This window comes from Enhygromyxa salina (assembly GCF_002994615.1).
Classification (GTDB): Bacteria; Myxococcota_A; Polyangia; order Nannocystales; family Nannocystaceae; genus Plesiocystis; species Plesiocystis salina_A.
Genome location: NZ_PVNK01000017.1, coordinates 35712 through 55410 on the forward strand (window position 1 = coordinate 35712; position 19699 = coordinate 55410).

Genomic DNA, 19699 nt, shown 5'->3' on the forward strand with positions numbered 1-19699 from the left:
ACGCTCAGCGCATCGGCGAGAGCCCGCGGGCCGGCAGCCGGGGGCGCGGCTTGCCGGCCTCGGGGTCGGCCGCGGGCGCGTTGGCGAGCACGACCCAGACCATGTCGAGGCGATCGAAGCGGACCGTGGGCACGACGTCGACGAGCTGGGCGTTGACCCGGTGGTCGACGGACACCACGCGGCCGACCGGGTGGCCCTTGGGAAACAGGTCATCGACGCCCGAGGTCTGGATCACGTCGCCCTCGACGACGGGCTCGTCGCAAGAGATGATCCGGACCTTGCACTGATCCTCGCCCGCGCCCTCGAGGATGCCCGGGCAGCGGGTCCGCGCGACCTCGACGGCGATCTTGCTCTCGGGGTCGGTGATCAGCATGACGTCCGAGTGCTGGGCGTGGGTCCGGTTGATGCGGCCGACGACGCCGTCGGGCGCGAGCACGGCCATGTCGGGGCGGACGTAGTCGTCGCCGCGATCGACGGAGATCTTGACGACGCGAAAGAAGGGCGACTGCTCGACCCCGGTGACCGCGGCCGAGAGCAGATCTTCAGGGACCTGATCGCGCATCTGCAGGGCCCGGCGTAGCTGGCGGTTCTCCTCGCGCAGCTGGGCGAGCTCGACGAGCTGGCGCTTGAACTCGCGGGTCTGCTCCTCGAGCGCCTCCTTCTCGTCGAGCATCCGGGCCTGAAACACCCAGCGCTCGAAGAAGCTGCCGACCCAGCGCGCCGAGTAGGTCACGCCGGCCTCGAGCGGCGCGCCGATCCGATGGACCGCACGATCGAAGCCGTTCATGTGATGCGGATCCTGCATCGTCGAGCGCAGCAGCATGATCGGCACGCCGAGGAGCAAGGCGATGATCGCCCCGCTACGAACGTCTCGGAGGGAGACAGCCACGAGTACACACGCGCCGGCTACTCGACGGCGACCTCGCGCAGGATGTCGATCTCGTCGAGCGCCGCGCCAGAGCCGAGGACCACGGCGAACTCGGGCTCATCGCACAAGAACACGGGCAGCCCGGTCTCTGCCGACAACAAGACGTCGAGGTTGCGCAGCTGCGCGGCGCCGCCGGTCAGGACGATGCCCTTGTCGACGATGTCGGCGCACAGCTCCGGGGGCGCGCGCTCGAGCACGACGCGGACGGCGTCGAGGACCTGCGAGACCGGCTCGGACAGGGCCTCGCGGATCTCGTCGGAGTCGATCAGCACGGTCTTGGGGATCCCGGCGACGAGATCGCGGCCCTTGACCTCCATGGTCATCACGACCTCGGTCGGCGCGGCCGTGCCGATCTCGATCTTGACCCGCTCGGCCGTGCGCTCGCCGATCAGGAGGTTGTACTTGCGCTTGATGTGCTGGACGATCGCCTCGTCCATCTTGTCGCCGCCGACGCGCACGCTCTTGCACGCGACGATGCCAGCGAGGGAGATCACGGCGACCTCGGCGGTCCCGCCCCCGATGTCGACGACCATGTTGCCGCCGGGCTCGGTGATCGGCAGGCCGGCCCCGATCGCGGCGGCCATCGGCTCTTCGATCAAGAAGACCTCGCGCGCGCCCGCGGCCAGGGCCGAGTCGCGCACCGCTCGCTTCTCGACCTCGGTGATGCCCGAGGGCACGCAGATGATGATCCGCGGCTTGACCAGGGTCTGGCGGTTGTGCGCGCGGTTGATGAAGTGGCGCATCATCGCCTCGGTGACCTCGAAGTCGGCGATCACGCCGTCCTTCATCGGCCGGATGGCGACGATGTTGCCGGGCGTGCGCCCGAGCATCTCCTTGGCCTCCTTGCCAACCGCGAGCACCCGCTTGATCACCCCGCCCTGCTTCTGGACAGCGACGACGCTGGGCTCATGCGCGACGATCCCCTTGCCCTTGACGTAGGTCAGGGTCGTGGCCGTCCCGAGATCGATGGCCATGTCGTTGGAGAAGAGCCCGTATACCCAGTCGAAGAGCATGCGACTTGCGCGGGGGAGTTGGGGGGCGCCTGCCGTCCTCAGAAGGAGGCCGTGCGCGAGCGGGCGGCGCCGCCGGAGCTCGCAACCGTCCTGAAATACACGTGTCTGTCGCGGCCGGCAAGGGGCCCGCGCGGGCCCGATCCGGGCACTCGGCGCCAGTCAATTGCGCCACCAGCGCTATTTTGCCCCGATCTTCGTCGATCTTGGCGGATGGTTGCGAATGCGAGCGCCGACCGGGTTCGCGGACGTGGCAGACTGGGCTAAGGTCCCCGGCACTCATGCTTGGCATCGAGCGCGGAAAGGGCGGCAACCTCGTCGTCTGGTTGATCCTCGGCGTCCTCGCCCTGGCCTTCGGTCTGACCTTCGGGCTGCCCTCGGACCAGCTCTCCTTTGGCGAGTCGGGCCTGCTCAAGGTCCACGGCGAGAACGTCTCCAAGGAAGACTTCGTCTACCAGCAGCGCGCGATCTCCTGGGTCATCCCGCTGCCCGAGGGCGAGGAGGCCCAGACGATGGGCGTGCGCGAAGAGGTGCTCGAGGCTGTGATCGAGCGCCTCGTCCTCGCCCACGTCGGCGAGGAGCTCGGGCTCGCGGTCGAGACCCGCGACGCCGAGCTCCTGACCAAGCAGGGCTTCTTGCTGGTCCTCGATCAAGATCGCCCGTGGCCGTGGGCCGACAAGGGGCGCTTCGACTACGAGATGTTCAAGCGCGGGTTGGCGTCCTTCAACGTGACCGAGAAGCGCTACCTCGAGATCCAGCGCCAGGAGCTGCTCGCCCGTCAGGTCCGCGATCTGATCGCGGCCTCGGTCACGATCCCCGAGGCCGAGCTGTGGACCAAGTACGAGAAGGACAACAACCAGCTCTCGCTGCGCTACGTCCGGTTTGGGATCGGGGACTTCGCGGACCTCGTCGATCCGAGCGACGACGAGATCGACGCCTACGTGCTCAACAACGCCGACGCGCTGCAGGAGTCGTGGGAGATCAACCAAGCCCGCTTCTTGAAGCTCCCGGCCCAGGTCGATCTGCGCCTGATCCAGTTCACCAAGCCCGTCGCGCCACCTGAGGGTGCGCCCGCGCAGATGGTCGCCGAGTACGAGGCCAAGCTCGAGGCCGCCCGCGCCGCCGCGACCGCCGCCCGCGCGCGGATCACCGAGGGCGGCGAGTCCTTCGCGGCCGTCGCCCGTGAGCTCTCGCGCGACCCGGGCACGGCGCGGACCGGCGGACGCTACGGCTGGGCCCAGGTCACCGAGTCCGGCAGCGGGCTCGAGCCGATCATCGACGAGACCGCGCGGACCCTCGAGGACGGCCAGCTGTCCGAGGTCCTCGTCGGCGAGGACGGCCTGTACCTGGTCCTGGTCGCCGGCCACCGCGAGGGCGACGTGCCCGAGGAGATCGCCAAGCGCGAGCTCGCGACCGACGCGGTCCGCGACGCCCGCGGCCGTGAGCTGGCCAAGCGCGCCGCCGACGAGGCCCTGCTCGCGGTCAAGGAGGGCGCCGATCTCGACGAGCTGTTCAGCCCGACCAAGCCCGCCCTCGGCGGCCCGAGCGGACCGGGCGAGAACATCGAAGACTACGACGCGCCCGCGCCCCTCGCCGGGCCCGAGCACAAGGTCGAGGAGACCGGGCTGTTCAACCGCGGCCAGGCGATCCCCGGCATCGGCAGCCAGCCGACCCTGACCCGCCAGGCCTGGGACGCCGAGCCCGAGGCCCCAATCATCGACGAGGTCTTCGACGTGCCCGGCGGCTTCCTGATCGCCGCGGTCGACGAGCGCCAGATCGCGACCCGCGAGGGCTTCGCCGAGGCCCGCAGCGAGCTCTACCGCGAGCTCACGATCCAGCGGGCCAACGGGGTCATCAGCGGGTTCACCAAGTACCAGTGCTACCTCGGCAAGGCCCGCGTCGACATCCGCGTCAACGACAAGCAGGTCAAGGCGCTGATGAGCTACGGCGGCGAGACGCCCAAGGACGCGAACGGCGTCCCGCTGGTCCCGCCCTACCACGTGTGCGATCGCGTCGGTGACCGCGGCGGGCTGCTCCAGCTCGCGATGCTGATGCGCGGCCGCACCAACGCCGGCGGGTGACCCCCGCAGTCCCCGCGCGCGCGAACGCGCGGGGCCTCGACCTCGCTCATCCCCGGCCCGGGCGCTTCGGACTCACGCGACCGAGGACAGCGGGGCCAGGCGTCATCGGCGTTGTATAACCACCGCCCTGCGGAGGGATCGGTGGACGAGGGTACGCTCGACGGCACGGACGACAGCGGCGGTCTCTCGATCGACGCTGGCCAGCCCGCGTCGGGGCTCGAGACCCTGCTGAGCACGGGCGCGAGCTCGGCCGAGGTCAGGCTCGACGAGGATCCCGTCCACATCGCTCGCTTCGTGGTCCTGCGTCGCGTCGGCCAGGGCGGGATGGGGGTGGTCTACGCGGCCTACGACAACGAGCTCGACCGGCGCCTCGCGATCAAGCTCGTCCACCTCGCCCGAGCCCGGGCTGACACCCGAGCCCGGGTCCGGCGCGAGGCCCAGGCCATGGCTCGGCTCTCGCACCCCAACGTCGTCCAGGTCTACGAGGTCGGCGAGCACGAGGGCCAGGTGTTCGTGGCCATGGAGTTCGTCACCGGCCCGACCCTGGCCGAGTGGGCGCGCGAGCTCGAGCCCGGCCCCGGGCGCTGGCGGGCGATCGTCGACAAGTACGTCGACGTCGGCCGCGGGCTCGCGGCGGCCCACGACGCGCACATCGTCCACCGCGACTTCAAGCCCGCCAACGCGATCGTCGGCGACGACGGGCGCGTGCGGGTGCTCGACTTCGGCATCGCCCGGGCCCCGGCCGAGGCCGCCGCTGCCCGCGACGCTCCGGCCCCGGTCGAGCCGAAAGCGACCGACGACCCGAGGCCCGACGGGCCCAGCGACCGAGGCGGGCTCGACGATCCCATGTCGACGCCGCTGACCATGACCGGCGCCCTCGTCGGCACGCCCGCGTACATGTCGCCCGAGCAGTTCCAGCGCGGGGCCGTCGACGCGCGCAGCGATCAGTTCAGCTTCTGCGTCGCCCTCTACGAGGCGCTCTACCGCGAGCGGCCCTTTTCGGGCGACACGCCCGCGACGCTGATGTGCGCGGTCCTCAGCGGCGACACCCGCCCGCCGCCCGCCCACGCCGAGGTCCCGGGCTGGGTCCGCGAGATCGTGATGCGCGGGCTCGAGGTCGACCCCGACGCGCGCTGGCCCTCGATGGCGGCGCTGCTCGACGCGCTCGGCCGCGACCCCGCGCGACGCCGACGACGACGGCTGCAGCTGCTCGCCTCGACCTCGCTGGTGGTCGCGGCGATCGCCGCGTCGGGCTGGTACGCCCGGGGCCAGATGCGCAGCGCGGACCTGGCCGAGGCCGCGCGGGTCGAGGCGCAGCGCGCGAAGGCCGAGGCTCAGGCCCGCGAGGCCCGGGCCGAGGCCGCCCGCGATCAGGCCCTGCTCGAGGCCAAGGCCAGCGCGGTCCGGGCTCGGGACACCGCCCGGGTCCTCGCCGCCCGCGGCCTCGACGGCGAGCCCGACGTGGCCGCGGCCCTGCTCCGAGACGTCGAGCACCCGGCCGCGACGCCAGGCTGGCGCTCGGCGACGGTCAACGCGCTCCAGCACCCCCTGACCGAGGGCGTGCTCCGGGACCACAGCGATCGCATCACCTACCTCGACGCCGCCCGCAGCGGAGCGTGGTTCGCCTCGTCGAGCTTCGACGGGACCGCGCGGCTGTGGCCGCGCGAGGGCGGGCCCGCGACGGTCCTGCGCCACGACGACAGCGTGATCTCGGTCAGCTTCGACAGCGGGTCCACGCGCGTGGTCACGGCCTCGCGCGATCGCACCGCCGCGGTCTGGGACCTGCCCGCGCAGCCCGGGGACCCGGCGCCCGAGCCCCTGGTCTTGCGGGGCCACACCGACATGCTGTGGTCGGCGCAGTTCTCCCTCGACGGGACCAGGGTCGTCACCGCCTCGCGCGACGGCACGGTCCGGGTCTGGCCCCTCGACCGGCCCGACGAGGCGCCGATCGTGTGGGAGCAGGGCCAGCACATCATCTGGTGGGCCGAGTTCTCGGCCGACGGCCGCTTCGTCGTCAGCGCGGGGTCCGACGGCACCGTCGCCGTGTGGTCGGTCGACGAGCCCGAGCGCCCGCCGGTCCTGCTCGAGGGCCACACCGCCAGCGTCGGCGACGTCCACTTCATCGACCAGCTCGGCGTGATCGCAACGGCCTCGGCCGACGGCAGCGCGCGCCTGTTTCGCTTCGAGCGCGACGACCCCGGCCCGGTCCAGGCCTACGCGGTCTTGAACCACGACGCCGACGTCTTTCGCATCCGGCCCTCGATCCTCGGTCTGACCCTGGTCACGGCCTCGCGCGATCGCACGGCCAAGGCCTGGACCCTCGACGAGGCCGGCGAGCTCCGGGGCCCGCCGCAGGTGTTCGCGTCGGACGAGGGCGTGGTCTGGAGCCCGGAGCTCAGCCCTGACGGGCGACTGCTCGCGCTCGGTCTCGGCGGCGGCGATGTCCAGGTCCAGACCCTCGACGGCGGACCGCCGCTCTCGCTCACCGGCCACACCTCGGACGTGTTCCGGGTCCGCTTTTCGTCCGACGGGCGCCAGCTGTACTCGGGCTCCTACGACGGCACGGTCCGGGTGTGGAGCACCGACTGGCACACGACCGGCCGCCTCCTGCGAGGCCACCGCGACCACGTCACCGTGATCGAGCAGCGCGGTCAGGTCCTCGTCAGCGGCGCCCACGACGGGACCGTGCGGGTCTGGCCGGTGCTCGACCCCGGGCCCACGATGGCCGTGACCGCCGGCCCGGCGGTCCTCGACGGACATCGCGGCCGCGTGGCCCTGAGCCTCGACGACCACCCCCGCCTGCTCGCGAGCGCCGACGAGACCCCCAACCACGTGCGGCTGTGGCGGATCTCCGGGACCTGGGTGCTCGATCCGCAGCGCCCCCTGGCGACCCTGCGGACCGACGGCGAGATCCCGAGCGCGCTCGATCTCGACGGCGCCGGGCAGCTCCTGGCCGCCGGCTCATCCGACGGCGCCGTGCTGCTCTGGCAGCTCGGCTCCGACCCTGCCCGCGCCTCGCCCGATCCCCTCCGCCTCGGCCACCACCAAAGCGGCGCCACGGCCTTCACGCCGGTCCAATTCTCGCCCGACCAGACCAAGCTGGCGTCAGGCGGTCGCGACGGGATCGTCAATGTCTGGGACCGCGCGGCGCTGCTGTCCGCCGAGGCCGGCCAAGAGCCCCCGGCGCCGACGGTCCTCGCGGGTCACACCTCGCGGGTCTACAGCCTCCGCTTCTCGCCCGACAGCCGCCTGCTCGTGTCGGCCGGCACCGACGATACCGCCCGGGTCTGGAACCTCGCCGAGCCCGACGCCGAGCCCCTGGCCCTCGACCACGGTTATTTCGTCAACGCGTCGAGCTTCGACCCCAGCGGCCGCTGGCTGGCCACCGCGTGCAGCGACACCAACGCCTATCTGTGGGACCTCGACGACCCGCGCACGCCGACGCTGCTGACGGGCGCGTCCGGGGAGATCCGCGACGTCGAGTTCAGCCCCGACGGTCGCTGGATCGGCGCGGTGTCCTTCGACGGCAGCCTCCGCATCTGGCCGCGCGAGGGCGGCGAAGCGATCGAGCTCGACGCCGGGTTCCCGCTGAGCGCGCTGGCCTTCGTCGACGAGGGCCGCCGCGTCGCCGTCGGCGGCCTCGGGGCCGACCTGCCGCTGTGGTACCTCGGCACAGATCTCGACGTCGACAGCCTCCGCGAGCGCCTCGCGCACGAGTCGACGCTGTGCCTCAGCCCCGAGCAGCGCATGCAGCTCGTCGGACAGTCGCCCGAGGCCGCGACCGCGGCCAGCTCCGCCTGCCACAACCTCTCCCTCTCCACGCCGTGAGAATCTGCCTCGAGGACCCAAGCCATGCGAACCCGCACCCTGATCCTGACCAGCACCGCAACCCTCCTCTTCGCCTGTGGCGACAGCGGGGCCGACGGCGACGACGCGCCGAGCACCGACAGCGGCGTCGCGACCCTCGGCGACACCAGCACGGGCGACGAGACGTCGACGAGCGTCGGCGACGGTGACGGCGACCCCGGCGACGGCGACGGCGACAGCTGCTCGACCCCCTGCGGCGACGACTGCTGCACCGAGGGCGAGGCCTGCGACGAGGACACCCTGACCTGCGTGCTCGACTGCGGCGACGCCGAGCCGTGCGGGATCGACCCCGAGACCTGCTGCGGCGGCGACGAGATCTGCTACGTCGGCCAGTGCGTGGTCCCGGGCGGGCCCTGCTCGGTCCTGAGCTGCGCGACCCAGACCGAGTCCGACTGTGGCGAGGGCGAGATCTGCGACGCCGAGCTCGGCCAGTGCGTGCCCGACCTCGCCGACGAGACCTGCACCTACGCGCCCGAGCCGGGCGTGTTCGATCCGGTCCCGCGCTGGTCCTGGGGCGTCCGCAAGCCCCGCGCGTGCATGGACGACTCCGACTGCCAAAAGGAGGAGGCCTGCGTCGACAGCAACTGCGAGGTCACCTGGCCCCACCACGTCCCGGGCGACGACGACTACCCGGCCTTCCACCAGGCCATGGCCCCGCCGATGGTCGCGGACCTCGACGGCGACTGCATCCCCGAGATCGTGTTCAACAGCTACGAGCCGGCGTCCTGGACGACCAACGGGATCCTCCGCGCGCTCCGGGGCGACACCGGGGAGCCGGTCTGGACCCTCGGCGACCCGGCGTGGCGCAGCGACGGCACCGCGATCCCGGCGATCGGCGACATCGACTACGACGGCGACCTCGAGATCATCAACGTCGGCGGCGACAGCCGGCTCCAGCTGATCGACCACCAGGGCAACCCGGTCTGGGCGACGGCCGATCCCGTCGGCTACAGCTTCACCTCGGGCGCGCCCTCGCTGGCCAACTTCGACATCCAGGGCGACGCCGAGATCGCCTTCGGTCGGGAGATCTACGCCAGCGACGGCAGCTTCGTGTGGGCCGGGGACGGCGGGATCGGGACCAACCCCAACTACGCCACGCTCTCGTGCGTCGCCGACCTCGACGGCGATCTGCGGCCCGAGCTCATCGGCGGCGGCACGGCCTACACCTTCACGGGCACGGTCGGCGTCGACTTCATGGGCAGCACCATGTGGCAGACCGGCGCCGACGGCTACTGCGGCGTGGCCGACTTCCAGCTCGACGGCGTGCCCGAGGTCGTCGTCGTCCGCGGCGGCTCGATCGACGTGCTCGACGGCCCGAGCGGCGCGCTCCTGGCCCAGTTCCCGATCCCCGGCGGCGGCATGGGCGGGCCGCCGAACATCGCCGACTTCGACGGCGACGGCTTCCCCGACATCGGCCTCGCCGGGGGCGCGCGCTACGTCGTCGTGCAGTTCGACGGCGTCAACACCCTGACCAAGCTGTGGGACGCCGTGACCAAGGACGTCTCGTCCAACCGCACGGGCTCGTCGGTGTTCGACTTCGACGGCGACGGCCGCAGCGAGGTCATCTACGCCGACGAGTGGTATCTGCGGATCTACCCCGGGGTCGAGCCCGACTGCCAGCTCGACCCCGACGGCCCCGGCTGCGATCAGGACATGACCGACGCCGAGATCCTGTTCATCGACATCACCTCGTCGGGGACGCGCGTCGAGTATCCGGTCATCGCCGACGTCGACGGCGACTTCAAGGCCGAGATCGTGGTCTCGACCAACAACAACTTCGATCAGGGCAACATCGGCGACGCCGGGATCGAGGTGTTCGAGGATCGCCTCGACAACTGGGTTGCGACCCTTCCGATCTGGAACCAGCACACCTATCACGTGACCAACGTCGACGCGGCCGGCGGCATCCCGATCATCGAAGAAGACAACTGGGACTTCCCGGCCGGCGATCCCCACAACTCGTACCGCCGCAACAGCCAGGGCGCGGTCGAGAACTGCGCCCCCGATCTCGTCGCCCAGGATCTCGAGACCATCGGCATCTGCCGCGACGACGTGACCGTGTCCGCGCGGGTCTGCAACCAGGGCTGCCTCGGCGTCGGGCCTGGGGTCGACGTGAGCTTCACCGAGGCCGACGCCGGCCTGCTCGGGACGGTCCCGACCGCCCAGGCCATCCCCGCGGGCGGGTGCGTGAAGGTCCAGCTGACCGTGCCCGCGCCCGGGGCCGCGCCCTACAATGTGACGGTGTCGGTCGACGACGACGGCATGAGCAGCGGGGCCTTCAACGAGTGCATCGAAGACAACAACGCGCTCGGGCCCGTCGAGCTGTGCCCAAACATCGGCTGAGCTCCGCGATGGCGACACGCGCGCATTTGCGGTAGCGTCGCCCCATCATGCCGTGGACCATCGACGACCTTCACGCTACCCCAACCCCCAACCTGCCGCGGACTTGCGCTTCGACCTACTACGCGTGGCGTCGAGCGATCCGCGACCGCGGCATCCACCCCAAGGACGCGGCGGAGGAGGTAGGCGACGCGAACTACGAGCTCTACAACGGCGCCGGGACCAAGGGCACGATCCGCATGTCTCAGAGCCACCGCGTGTGGTTCACGCTCAATAGCGATACCGAAGAAGTGATCGTCAACAAGGTCGGGACCCACCAGCAGCCTCGCGGCTGGTAGCGGGTTGGGCTCTTCGAAGCCCTCGCGACTGGCTCGAGACCGCCTCGCAATTGGCCTACGTCGAGGGCTCACTTTACGGCGCCGCGCAAAGCTGCGAGACCGAGGCCGTGACCGACTCCGACGACCTCGCCTCGCGGCTCGCCCGCACGGCCGAACAACTCCGCGCGCTGTTCGAGGACGGCAGCCCCGCCGTGCTCCGTGGGGCCGGGCCGCTGTTCGAGACCGCCGAGGTGTTCGAGTGGATCAAGCGCGCCCACCCCCAGGCCCGCGCGAGCACCTCGCTGGCCAAGATCCACGCGCTCAAGCGCGGCTGGGGGCTCGACGTCGACGAGCTGCCGAGCGCCGGCGAAGCGCGTGACCCGGGCCGCCCGGCCGAGATGTATCGAGGCGGCGCGATGCTGCTCGAGCCCGCGCCCTTCTTGCCGCGCCCGGACCACGCGAGCTTCGCCGACTGGGTCCGCGAGACTCACGCGGCCCTCGGTGGCGAGTTCGGGATGCAGGCCCCGGGCCTCGAGTGCGCGTGCTTCGACGCCCTCGATCGCCTCCAGGCCCTGCTCGGGCCGACCCTCGCGCTGACCGGGCCGCGGACCTATCGCTACAACGCCTTCGTCGGCGACTACCGCCGGACCCCCTTCGGCTTTCACGTCGATCCTCACCAGGAGGCGGTGTTCCAGTACGTCGTCGAGGGCCGGCGGCAGGTGTCCTTTTGGGAGGGGCTGATCCTCCAAGACCGCGACGCCGACTGGGTCGAAGACGCCAACGGCCTCGTCCGCCCGCGGACCGAGCCCGAGCACCGCTTCGAGCTCGAGCCCGGCGACATCGTGTTCTGGCCCGGGACCCACGTCCACGGCTTCGCGCCCGAGGGCCCGTCGATGGCCCTGAGCATGGTCATCGATCGGGCCTGCCCGCGCAGCCGCGCCGAGGTCGTCGCGGCGCTCGAGGTCGAGACCATGGGGGGCCAGGCCGCGCTCCCGCCCCCCAACGGCGACGAGGACCACGACTTCGTCACCCGCGGGACCACGCTGCGGCGGCGCTCGAGCTTTCCGATCGCCTACGCCCGCTGGGAAGACGCGCTCATCATCGGCGTCTGCGGTCGGACCTTCGAGTGGCCCGAGCGCGCCTCGATCGCAGCCGCGATCGAGCTGTTCGACGGGCTCAACGAGCGCGAGCGCGTGGTCGTCGACGAGCTCGTCGAAGCGACGACGCTGTTCGAGGACGACCTGCTCGAGCTCCTGACGATGTTCACGGGGCTCGGCTGGCTCCGCCGAGTGTAGACTGCGCCATGCCGCTCGAACGCTACGGGGTGCTCAAGGCCCGCCCGATCGCCAGCCGCCAGGGTCGGGGCCGCGCGCCGCACTACCACATCCACGCGATCGATCACGGTGAGGACTATCGGGTGTCGATCGCCGTCCGCTCGGCGCCCGCGCCCTCGCAGCTGCTCTACCTGATCGACGACCGCTTCACCCACCCGGTGCTCGCGCGCCTCCGCGAGCTGCCGATGGGCTTTTGCGGCCAGCCGTCGCGGCCCGACGCCGCGGCGGCCCTCGACTATGTCCGCGGGCAGATGCTGACCCGCGCGCGCATGTCCGCGCTGCCCTGGGACGTGCCCGGCCCCGACGAGGACTTCAACGAGCTGCTCCACCTGTGGGTCGGCCGCGCCCTGCGCGACGAGGACGCGCTGATCTACGCCTTCGGCGAGCGCTTCGGCCCGCAGCACACGCCCGACCCCCACTTCGGCTTTCGCCCCTCAACGGGGATCTACCGGGTCCACATGAACCAGGGCAGCGTCGGCGCCCACGACGAACGTGACGGCGCCTGGCAAGACGGCGCGCTGATGCTGTGGTTCCCGCCGATCATCGAGCAGGGCCGGACCAAGCTGGCCGAGCGCTGGGTCGCGGTCTTCGTCGCGTTCGCGTCGCAGCGCTGGGACAGCGAGCCGGAGCCTGGCATGCTCACGCCGTGATCCGCCTCTACGGGACCCTGACATCTCCCTACGTCCGCCGCGTCCGCGTGGTCGCGCTCGAGCTCGGGCTGAGCGTCGAGCTCGTCGACGCCGCGAGCGACGAAGGTCAGGCCGCGATGCGAGCCATCAACCCGCTGTGGAAGGTGCCGACCGTCGAGCTCGACGGCCAGGCGATCTTCGACTCCCGGGTGATCAACGAGGAGCTGATCGCCCGCCACGGGCCGGGGCCGCTCGCGCCCCACGAGCCCGATGATCTCGACGCTCGCAACCTCGTGACGGTGATCGACGGGGCCCTCGACGCCCTCGTCAACACCGTCTACCTGGCCAAGGACGGCGTCGCGGCCGACGCGGCGTCCTACATTGCGAAGCAGCACGCCCGAGCGGCCGACGCGATGGCCTGGGTCGACGCCCGCATCGACGGCCTGTCGCTGACGCGGGCCGCGGGCTTTGGCCTCGCGGAGCTCGCGTTGTGTACCGCCGTCGAGTGGATGCGCTTTCGCCAGACCTACCCGATCGAGCGCCACGCGGCGATCGTCCGGGTCGCCGAGCACCACGCCGCGCGCCCGAGCCTGGTTGCGACCCGGCCGCCTGTCTCGGCCTGAATCAGGCGCTGCGCGCTCAATTGCGGCGGCGAAGCCCCCTTCGCTCGCCCAAACGCTCGCCTCTCGGCTCGTGCGAGCAAGCTGCGAACGGCAAGAATTGGCGGGCGCGTCGAAGCGCGCTCACCTGGCATGGGTATTGCGGACTCTCCGAGCGAGGAGAAGCCCATGCCCAAGTCCAAGAAGCGTTCTCACGCGTGCGCCAAGGAGAGCTGCGACGACTTCATCGGATGCACGATCGACGCTGGCGTACAGTGCGCGTTTGGGATCTGAGCGAATTCCCCCCACCGTCCGAGCGATATTCCACGGTCACCACATTCAGGGAGCACACCAATGCAACGGCTAATCTACGGGGTCTTCCCAAGCCGTGAAAACGCCGAGGCCGCGCGACAGACGATCCACGAGCGAGCGCTGGACGCCGAGCACATCGAAGAGGCCGCGAGCGCGGCGATCCACGTCGAAGAGGTTCGTCCCAACGACCTGCCCCCGTCCGGGACCTTCGCCACGCGCTCGGCCCTCGCGGGCGGGCTGGCCGTCGGGACCGGCGTCGGCGTGATGCTTGGGCTGCTGATGACCGGGGCCTTCTCCAGCATCGGCGGACCTGCGACGATCCTCGGCAGCAAGCCGGTCGACGTCGTGTTCGTGACCCTCGCGGCCGGGTCCTTCGGCGCGATCTTGTCGGGCATCGCCGGGACCGCGGGCAAGCGCGCGCAGGTCCGCGAGCTCGAGGAGGAGGTCACGGCGGGCCGCGTGTTGCTGACCCTCGAAGCGCCCAAGAAGCACGCCCAAGAGCTCGTGCGCATGATGTCGAGCTGCGGCGCGCTCCGAGCCGGGGCGATCTAGCAGCCCTAAATCAAGCGCTGATTTCAAAAGCTGAATGATTTAGGGCTAGTACGAGCCGCAAGGCGAGCGTTTGGGGTGAGCGGAGGGGGCTTTGCCGCCGCAGCGAGGGGCCTTTTCGAAAGGCCCCTTGAAGATTAGAAGGCCTGAGTCGAGCGCGCAGCGCTTGATTCAGGGCTAGCAGCTCGGGGGACTCTGCAGCTCTCCTGGCAGGGCGCGGCGCCCTCGGCGTATGCTCTCGCTGTGCGCCCCCGCAGCTCGCTTGGCCTGGCCCCCCTGCTCCTGACCCTGACCGTTGCGTGCAGCGACGACGCGCCCGTCGCCGACGACGAGGGCACGGGCGTCACGGTCGGCAACGAGACCGTCGGCGCCACCGCCGAGTCCGGCGAGTCCATCGGTGAAGGCGACGGCGACGGCGATCCGGGGGACGGCGACGGGGACGCCTGCGCGGTCCCCTGCGGCGACGACTGCTGCGGCGACGACGAGATCTGCGACCCCAACACGACGATGTGCGTGCTCGACTGCGGCGACGACCCAGTCTGCGGCAACGACCCGGGCCAGTGCTGCGCCGCCGGGGAGGTCTGCTTCGCGGGCGGCTGCATCACCCCGGGCGACGACTGCCAGCCCTCGACCTGCGCGACCGACACCCGCTCGGTCTGCGCGATCGGGGAGGTCTGCGATCCCGACCTCGGCGCCTGCGTGCCCGACCTCGCCGACAACACCTGCGTGTTCACCCCCGAGCCCGGCGTGTTCGATCCGGTCCCGCGCTTCACCTGGGGCGCGCGCAAGGTCCGGGCCTGCGACGACGCGACGGACTGCCAGACCGAAGAGATCTGCGACATGGGCACCTGCGCGGTGACCTGGCCGCACATCGATCCGGAGCCCGACGACGTCCCGACCGCGGTCCAGTCGGTCGCGACGCCGGTCGTCGGCGACCTCGACGGCGACTGCATCCCCGAGATCGTGTTCAACTCCTTCGCCCCGCCCAACTACCTCGAGAACGGCCGCCTGCGGGTGATCCGCGGGGACACGGGCGCCAAGCTGTGGACGATCGACGACCCCGCGTGGCACACCGACTCGGCCGCGAGCCCGGCGATCGGCGACCTCGACTACGACGGCGTGCCCGAGGTCGTGACCCCGGGCGAGGGCCGCAACCTGCTCGCGTTCGCGGCCGACGGGACCCCGCTGTGGAAGTCCGACAACTACTCGGGCAGCGGCAAGTCCGGCGGGGCCAGCATCGCCAACTTCGACGGCCAGGGCGACGCCGAGATCGCCTACGGCCGCGCGGTGTTCGACAGCGAGGGCGCGCTGCTGTGGGAGGGCGACGGCGCCCAGGGCAACAACGGCAGCGTCGGCAAGCTCTCGTGCGTGGCCGACATCGACAACGACTTTCGCCCCGAGCTGATCGCCGGGGGCACGGCCTACGACTTCAGCGGGACCGTCGGCGTCGACTTCACCGGCTCGACGCTGTGGTCCAACGTCGACCACGGCGGCGACGGCTACTGCGGGCTCGGCGACCTCGACGTCGACGGCGTGCCCGAGATCGTCGTCGTGCGCTCGGGCTGGATCGACGTGCTCGACGCGGTCGACGGCACGACCGTGGCCAGCATCCAGATCCCCGGCGGCGGGGCCGGGGGCCCGCCCAACATCGCCGACTTCGACGGCGACGAGCTCCCCGACATCGGCCTCGCGGGCGGCGACTTCTACGTCGTCGTGCAGTACGACGGGCTCAACACCCTGACCGAGCTGTGGCGGGCCGACACCAAGGACGGCTCGTCGAGCCGCACGGGCTCGTCGGTGTTCGACTTCGACGGCGACGGCCGCTCGGAGGTCGTGTACTTCGACGAGTGGTACCTGCGCATCTACCCGGGCGTCGAGCCCGACTGCGCCCTGATGGTGCCCGGGCCCGAATGCGACGGGATCATGACCGACGCCGAGGTCCTGTTCATCGACATCAACTCGTCCCAGACCCGCAGCGAGTACCCGGTCGTGGCCGACGTCGACGGCGACTTCAAGGCCGAGATCGTGGTCGCGACCAACAATTGGAGCGGCCAGGGCAACATCGGCGACGCCGGGATCGAGGTGTTCGAGGATCGCCTCGACAACTGGGTTGCGACCCTGCCGATCTGGAATCAGCACACCTACCACGTGACCAACATCGACGCGAAGGGCGGCGTGCCGATCTTCGAAGAGGCCAATTGGCTGTTCCCAGTCGAGAAGCCCGAGAACTCCTATCGCCGCAACTCGCAAGGCGGCGTCGAGAACTGCGCGCCCGATCTCGTCGCCCAGGACCTCGAGGCGGTCGGCCCCTGTCAGCCCGATCTGACCGTGCGCGTGCGCGTGTGCAATCAGGGCTGCCTCGGCGTCGGCCCGGGGGTCGAGGTCGCGTTCTTCGAGGACCAGGCGGGCCTGCTCGGGACCGTGTTGACCGACGGCGCGATCCCGGCCGGGGCCTGCGAGAAGGTCGAGCTCACCGTCCCCGCGCCGGGTGTCAACCCGTTCTCGGTCTCGGCCGTGATCGACGACGACGGCATGGGCGAGGGCGCGCTCAACGAGTGCATCGAGGACAACAACGGCATCGGGCCGCAGGACGTGTGCCCCAGTATCGGCTGATCGGGGGTGGTGCTTTAGACCCCCCCGGGCGTTGGCGACTCTGCCACGCACGGCCGCGAGCGGCCGGTCGCTGCGTCGCTCCGCTCCTTCGCTCGGTGGGCTGGTATGAGCTTCGCGGCCCCTAGAAGGGGTAGAGTCAGGTGAGGAGTCGACATGCCCGAGTCACCAGCCACCACCGAGCCCAGCGCGCCAACAAAGTTGTGGGAGAAGCTCCTCAGCGGCATCAAGTCTGCCGTCGAGCTGCGCGTCGTGACCTACGTCGGCGACGCCAACGTCAAGGGCGACATCGGCAAGCCCCAGGTCAACCTCGACGGGGCGAAGGGCGACGCGATCGTGACCTCGATCAACCTGGTCGAGGGCGACATCAACAGCGTGGTCCCCGATCGCTTCTGGACCCCAGACAAGGACGTCGTCCGCAAGTATCACCAAGATCAGGTCGACAAGAGCAACGCGATCGTCGAGCGCAACCTTCGCCTGATCGGTGAGCTCGGCGCGGGCCTGGCCAAGGCGATCGGCGACCTCAAGGCCCTCGAAGATCCCAAGTCCTAGACGGCCCGACCATGGACCCCCACGGGATCTTCAGCGACCTGCTCACGGTCGAGGTCAACACGATCGTCAAGCCCAACATGACGGCGGCGAAGATGCCCTCGCTGCCCTTCGCGCTCCTCGACATCATCGAAAACTTCGCGACCGCGCTGCTGAAGCTCGGCGTCGATCTCGAGCCCTACTTCACGCCCACGCGCGAGCAGTGCTGGGCCAAGATTCGCGCGGACCCTCAGCACCTCGAAGACGCCCGCGCGAGCTATGCAGCTGCCAACGGGGGCGGGCAGCCGCGCGAGGAGTCCGACCTCTACGACTACCTCGGCGACCTGTGGCCGGCGCTCGACCCGAGCCTCAACTCCTGGCCCACGACCGAGGGCTGGAGCTTCTCGATGGCGGGGGTCACCAACGGGTGGGACAGCTTCGAGCGCCTGCGCATCGCCGCGCTCGCGGCCGATCCCAAGCTGAGCGCGGGCCACGAGGTCCTCATCACGCGGATCGTCGGCGCGTGCTCGCGGCTGAAGTACATCGTCCAGGGCGTGCAGCAATTCTACGCGCCGGCCCACGCGCCCAGGCTGAGCCTCGGCGAGCGCCTGGGCCAGCTCCTGCGCGGTCGCGACCGACGCTTCGCCAGCTGGCCAGAGCTGCTGAACAAGACCCGCAACGACCTGCTGCGCCGCGACCAGCGTCAACAACGCGTCCCCGTCCACCACCTCTCGCCCGAGGATCAGAGCACGGTGCGCAAGATCTGGGAGGTCGGGACCGAGAGCGTGCTCGCCCAGACTTGCGTGCAGCTCGACGGCGACGTGATCACGCGGATCTCCGAGGACCTGATCGAAGCGCACACCGCCGCCGTCCAGGAGCTGGTCCTCGGCTGTCACCACCGCAGCGTCGACACCGGCCTCAGCCACTGGCGCGCGCTCGTCCAGGTCGCGATCGAGCTCGTCGACAAGGTCTTCGGCAGGATCTCTGCGCGCTGATCGGCCATGCCAGCGCCCAAGCCACCCCGCCTCGCCGAGCTCCGCGAGCTGCTCGTCGACCTGATCGAAGGTGGGGTCGTGATCACCGAACCCCCGAGCCCGGTCGAGGGCGAGCAGGTCGCCTTTCGCACCCTCATCCAGCTCGACGGTGACATCTGCATGTCGATCCACGCCGAGGCGCTCGCGGATCCGGACTTCGCGGCGACCTGCGCGCGACACATCGCCCACGTCCGCGAGGAGCTCGCCCGGCACACGAGGGCGCTGCGTCGGTGGGTCCGCGCGCCCGCGTGGATCTGCGGCGCGCTCGGGTTCTCGCTCGTCTACGGCCTCGGCCTGGCCCTGGATGTCCGCGGCGACCTGGCCAGCGTGGTCGTCCACGACGTCTGGCGGCAGCTCGTGTTGCTGAGCGCCGCGACGGCCACCAGCGCGCTGTTCGCCGTGCTCGCGCGCGCCGTCGTCCGCAGCCTCCTGCGCCGCACCGCGCGACCATGACGCCCCTGGCCTCGGCGCTCGCCTCGAGAGGGCGCAGCGCTCTCGAGCGCGCAGCGTTCGATTCAGGACTAAAGTGCTCGCGTGGGTGAGGTCCGCGAGAGGGTCGCCGTGGCCGGGGCGTCCGGCTACGTCGGCTCCGCGCTCGGTCCGGTCCTCGCTCGCCGCTTTGACACGGTCGGGCTGTCTCGCCGAGCGCGGCCGCCCGGCGGCGGCTACGCGCAGTGGCGGGCGACGGACCTGTTCTCCCTCGCCGACGCCGAGCGGGGCCTCGAGGGCTGCGATCGCGCGGTCTACCTGGTCCACTCGATGATGCCCTCGGACCGGCTCACGCAGGGCCGGTTCGAGAATTTCGATCTGATCTGCGCCGACAACTTCGGCCGCGCCGCGAGCGAGGTCGGCGTCAAACAGATCATCTACCTCGGCGGTCTGACGCCGCCGAGCGAGGCCCGCGGGGCCCTGTCTCGCCACCTCGCGAGCCGGCTCGAGACCGAGCGGGCCCTCGCCGACCACGGCGTCCCGGTCACGGCCCTGCGCGCGGGCCTGGTCATCGGTCGCGGCGGCTCGTCCTTCGTGATGATGCAGCGGCTCGTGGTCCGGCTGCCCTTGATGCTGTGTCCGGTCTGGACCGCGACGCAGACCCAGCCGATCGCCCTCGCCGACGTCATCCGGATCCTCGACGCCTGCCTCGGGCGCGAGGAGCTCGCCGGGGCCCACGACATCGGCTGCCCCGAGGCCGTCTCCTACCGCGAGATGATGGAGGCCACGGCCCATGCGCTGGGCAAGACCCGGCGCATGATCCCCGTGCCCTTCATGACCACGGGGCTCTCGCGGCTGTGGGTCTCGCTGATCACGGGCGCGCCCAAGGACCTCGTCGCGCCGCTGATCGAGAGCCTCGAGCACCCGATGATCGCGCGCGACCTCGAGCTCCAGCGCGAGCTCGGGCTCGCGCCGACCTCGATGCAAGAGGCGCTCGCTACCGCCCTAGCAGCCCGGGGTGCAATGCATCGTGTCGCCTCGCGCCGGATTTTTCGCCGAGGGCGCGAAGCCAAAACGCCGCTGTACCGGGCGTACTGCAAGTTTTGGCGACAAAGCCCTCGGCGAAAAGGCC

15 protein-coding genes are annotated in these 19699 nt (G+C 70.9%); 13 read left to right on the plus strand and 2 right to left on the minus strand.

The genetic code is table 11. The features are described 5' to 3' along the window. Positions 1–4: 4 nt before the first annotated feature. Positions 5–889: a rod shape-determining protein MreC gene (gene mreC / locus ENSA5_RS02080; RefSeq protein ID WP_106389872.1), complete on the minus strand. Its 885-nt coding sequence runs from the start codon at positions 887–889 to the stop codon at positions 5–7. 17 nt (positions 890–906) lie between these two features. Continuing rightward, complete coding sequence (locus ENSA5_RS02085; protein WP_106389873.1) at positions 907–1941, minus strand: rod shape-determining protein; 1035 nt, start codon at positions 1939–1941, stop codon at positions 907–909. 278 nt (positions 1942–2219) lie between these two features. On the opposite strand from ENSA5_RS02085, the gene ENSA5_RS02090 reads away from it, so the two are divergent. The 13 genes from ENSA5_RS02090 to ENSA5_RS02150 all read left to right on the plus strand — a co-directional run. Then, positions 2220–4019, plus strand: coding sequence for a peptidylprolyl isomerase (locus ENSA5_RS02090; protein WP_106389874.1), 1800 nt, complete (start codon positions 2220–2222; stop codon positions 4017–4019). Positions 4020–4160: 141 nt separating this feature from the next. Continuing rightward, the gene (locus ENSA5_RS02095) at positions 4161–7847 is read left to right on the plus strand and encodes a WD40 repeat domain-containing serine/threonine protein kinase (protein WP_106389875.1); all 3687 of its coding nucleotides are present in this window, start codon (positions 4161–4163) and stop codon (positions 7845–7847) included. Positions 7848–7871: 24 nt separating this feature from the next. Further along, positions 7872–10229, plus strand: coding sequence for an FG-GAP repeat domain-containing protein (locus ENSA5_RS02100; RefSeq protein ID WP_146155222.1), 2358 nt, complete (start codon positions 7872–7874; stop codon positions 10227–10229). Positions 10230–10276: 47 nt separating this feature from the next. Further along, the gene (locus tag ENSA5_RS02105) at positions 10277–10564 is read left to right on the plus strand and encodes a hypothetical protein (protein WP_106389876.1); all 288 of its coding nucleotides are present in this window, start codon (positions 10277–10279) and stop codon (positions 10562–10564) included. Between the two features lie 50 nt (positions 10565–10614). Continuing rightward, positions 10615–11838 (plus strand): JmjC domain-containing protein, encoded by a 1224-nt coding sequence (locus ENSA5_RS02110; protein ID WP_106389877.1) that lies wholly within the window; start codon positions 10615–10617, stop codon positions 11836–11838. 8 nt (positions 11839–11846) lie between these two features. Next, positions 11847–12527: a YukJ family protein gene (locus ENSA5_RS02115; protein ID WP_106389878.1), complete on the plus strand. Its 681-nt coding sequence runs from the start codon at positions 11847–11849 to the stop codon at positions 12525–12527. Next, the gene (locus ENSA5_RS02120; protein ID WP_181197212.1) at positions 12524–13129 is read left to right on the plus strand and encodes a glutathione S-transferase family protein; all 606 of its coding nucleotides are present in this window, start codon (positions 12524–12526) and stop codon (positions 13127–13129) included. The genes ENSA5_RS02115 and ENSA5_RS02120 overlap by 4 nt, the downstream gene beginning before the upstream one ends. A gap of 330 nt (positions 13130–13459) precedes the next feature. Continuing rightward, positions 13460–13969, plus strand: a complete 510-nt coding sequence (locus ENSA5_RS02125; RefSeq protein ID WP_106389880.1) for a hypothetical protein — start codon at positions 13460–13462, stop codon at positions 13967–13969. Positions 13970–14209: 240 nt separating this feature from the next. Beyond that, complete coding sequence (locus tag ENSA5_RS02130; protein ID WP_146155224.1) at positions 14210–16579, plus strand: FG-GAP repeat domain-containing protein; 2370 nt, start codon at positions 14210–14212, stop codon at positions 16577–16579. A gap of 153 nt (positions 16580–16732) precedes the next feature. Beyond that, a complete protein-coding gene (locus ENSA5_RS02135; RefSeq protein WP_106389882.1) occupies positions 16733–17128 on the plus strand; it encodes a hypothetical protein in 396 nt (131 codons plus the stop codon). Positions 17129–17139: 11 nt separating this feature from the next. Continuing rightward, on the plus strand, positions 17140–18099 hold the full coding sequence (locus tag ENSA5_RS02140) for a DUF8581 family protein (RefSeq protein WP_106389883.1): 960 nt from the start codon (positions 17140–17142) through the stop codon (positions 18097–18099). 6 nt (positions 18100–18105) lie between these two features. Further along, a complete protein-coding gene (locus ENSA5_RS02145) occupies positions 18106–18591 on the plus strand; it encodes a hypothetical protein (RefSeq protein ID WP_106389884.1) in 486 nt (161 codons plus the stop codon). 81 nt (positions 18592–18672) lie between these two features. Then, a partial coding sequence (locus tag ENSA5_RS02150; protein ID WP_219906713.1) for a Rossmann-fold NAD(P)-binding domain-containing protein occupies positions 18673–19699 on the plus strand: 1027 nt, incomplete at its 3' end.

What these genes read in the sequence shown, in the direction of transcription:
- ENSA5_RS02140 (WP_106389883.1), top strand. Translation starts at nt 17,140, where the DNA reads ATGGACCCCCACGGGATCTTCAGCGACCTGCTCACGGTCGAGGTCAAC.
- ENSA5_RS02100 (WP_146155222.1), top strand. Translation starts at nt 7,872, where the DNA reads ATGCGAACCCGCACCCTGATCCTGACCAGCACCGCAACCCTCCTCTTC.
- ENSA5_RS02090 (WP_106389874.1), top strand. Translation starts at nt 2,220, where the DNA reads ATGCTTGGCATCGAGCGCGGAAAGGGCGGCAACCTCGTCGTCTGGTTG.
- ENSA5_RS02145 (WP_106389884.1), top strand. Translation starts at nt 18,106, where the DNA reads ATGCCAGCGCCCAAGCCACCCCGCCTCGCCGAGCTCCGCGAGCTGCTC.
- ENSA5_RS02105 (WP_106389876.1), top strand. Translation starts at nt 10,277, where the DNA reads ATGCCGTGGACCATCGACGACCTTCACGCTACCCCAACCCCCAACCTG.
- ENSA5_RS02085 (WP_106389873.1), bottom strand. Translation starts at nt 1,941, where the DNA reads ATGCTCTTCGACTGGGTATACGGGCTCTTCTCCAACGACATGGCCATC.
- ENSA5_RS02135 (WP_106389882.1), top strand. Translation starts at nt 16,733, where the DNA reads ATGCCCGAGTCACCAGCCACCACCGAGCCCAGCGCGCCAACAAAGTTG.
- ENSA5_RS02115 (WP_106389878.1), top strand. Translation starts at nt 11,847, where the DNA reads ATGCCGCTCGAACGCTACGGGGTGCTCAAGGCCCGCCCGATCGCCAGC.
- ENSA5_RS02125 (WP_106389880.1), top strand. Translation starts at nt 13,460, where the DNA reads ATGCAACGGCTAATCTACGGGGTCTTCCCAAGCCGTGAAAACGCCGAG.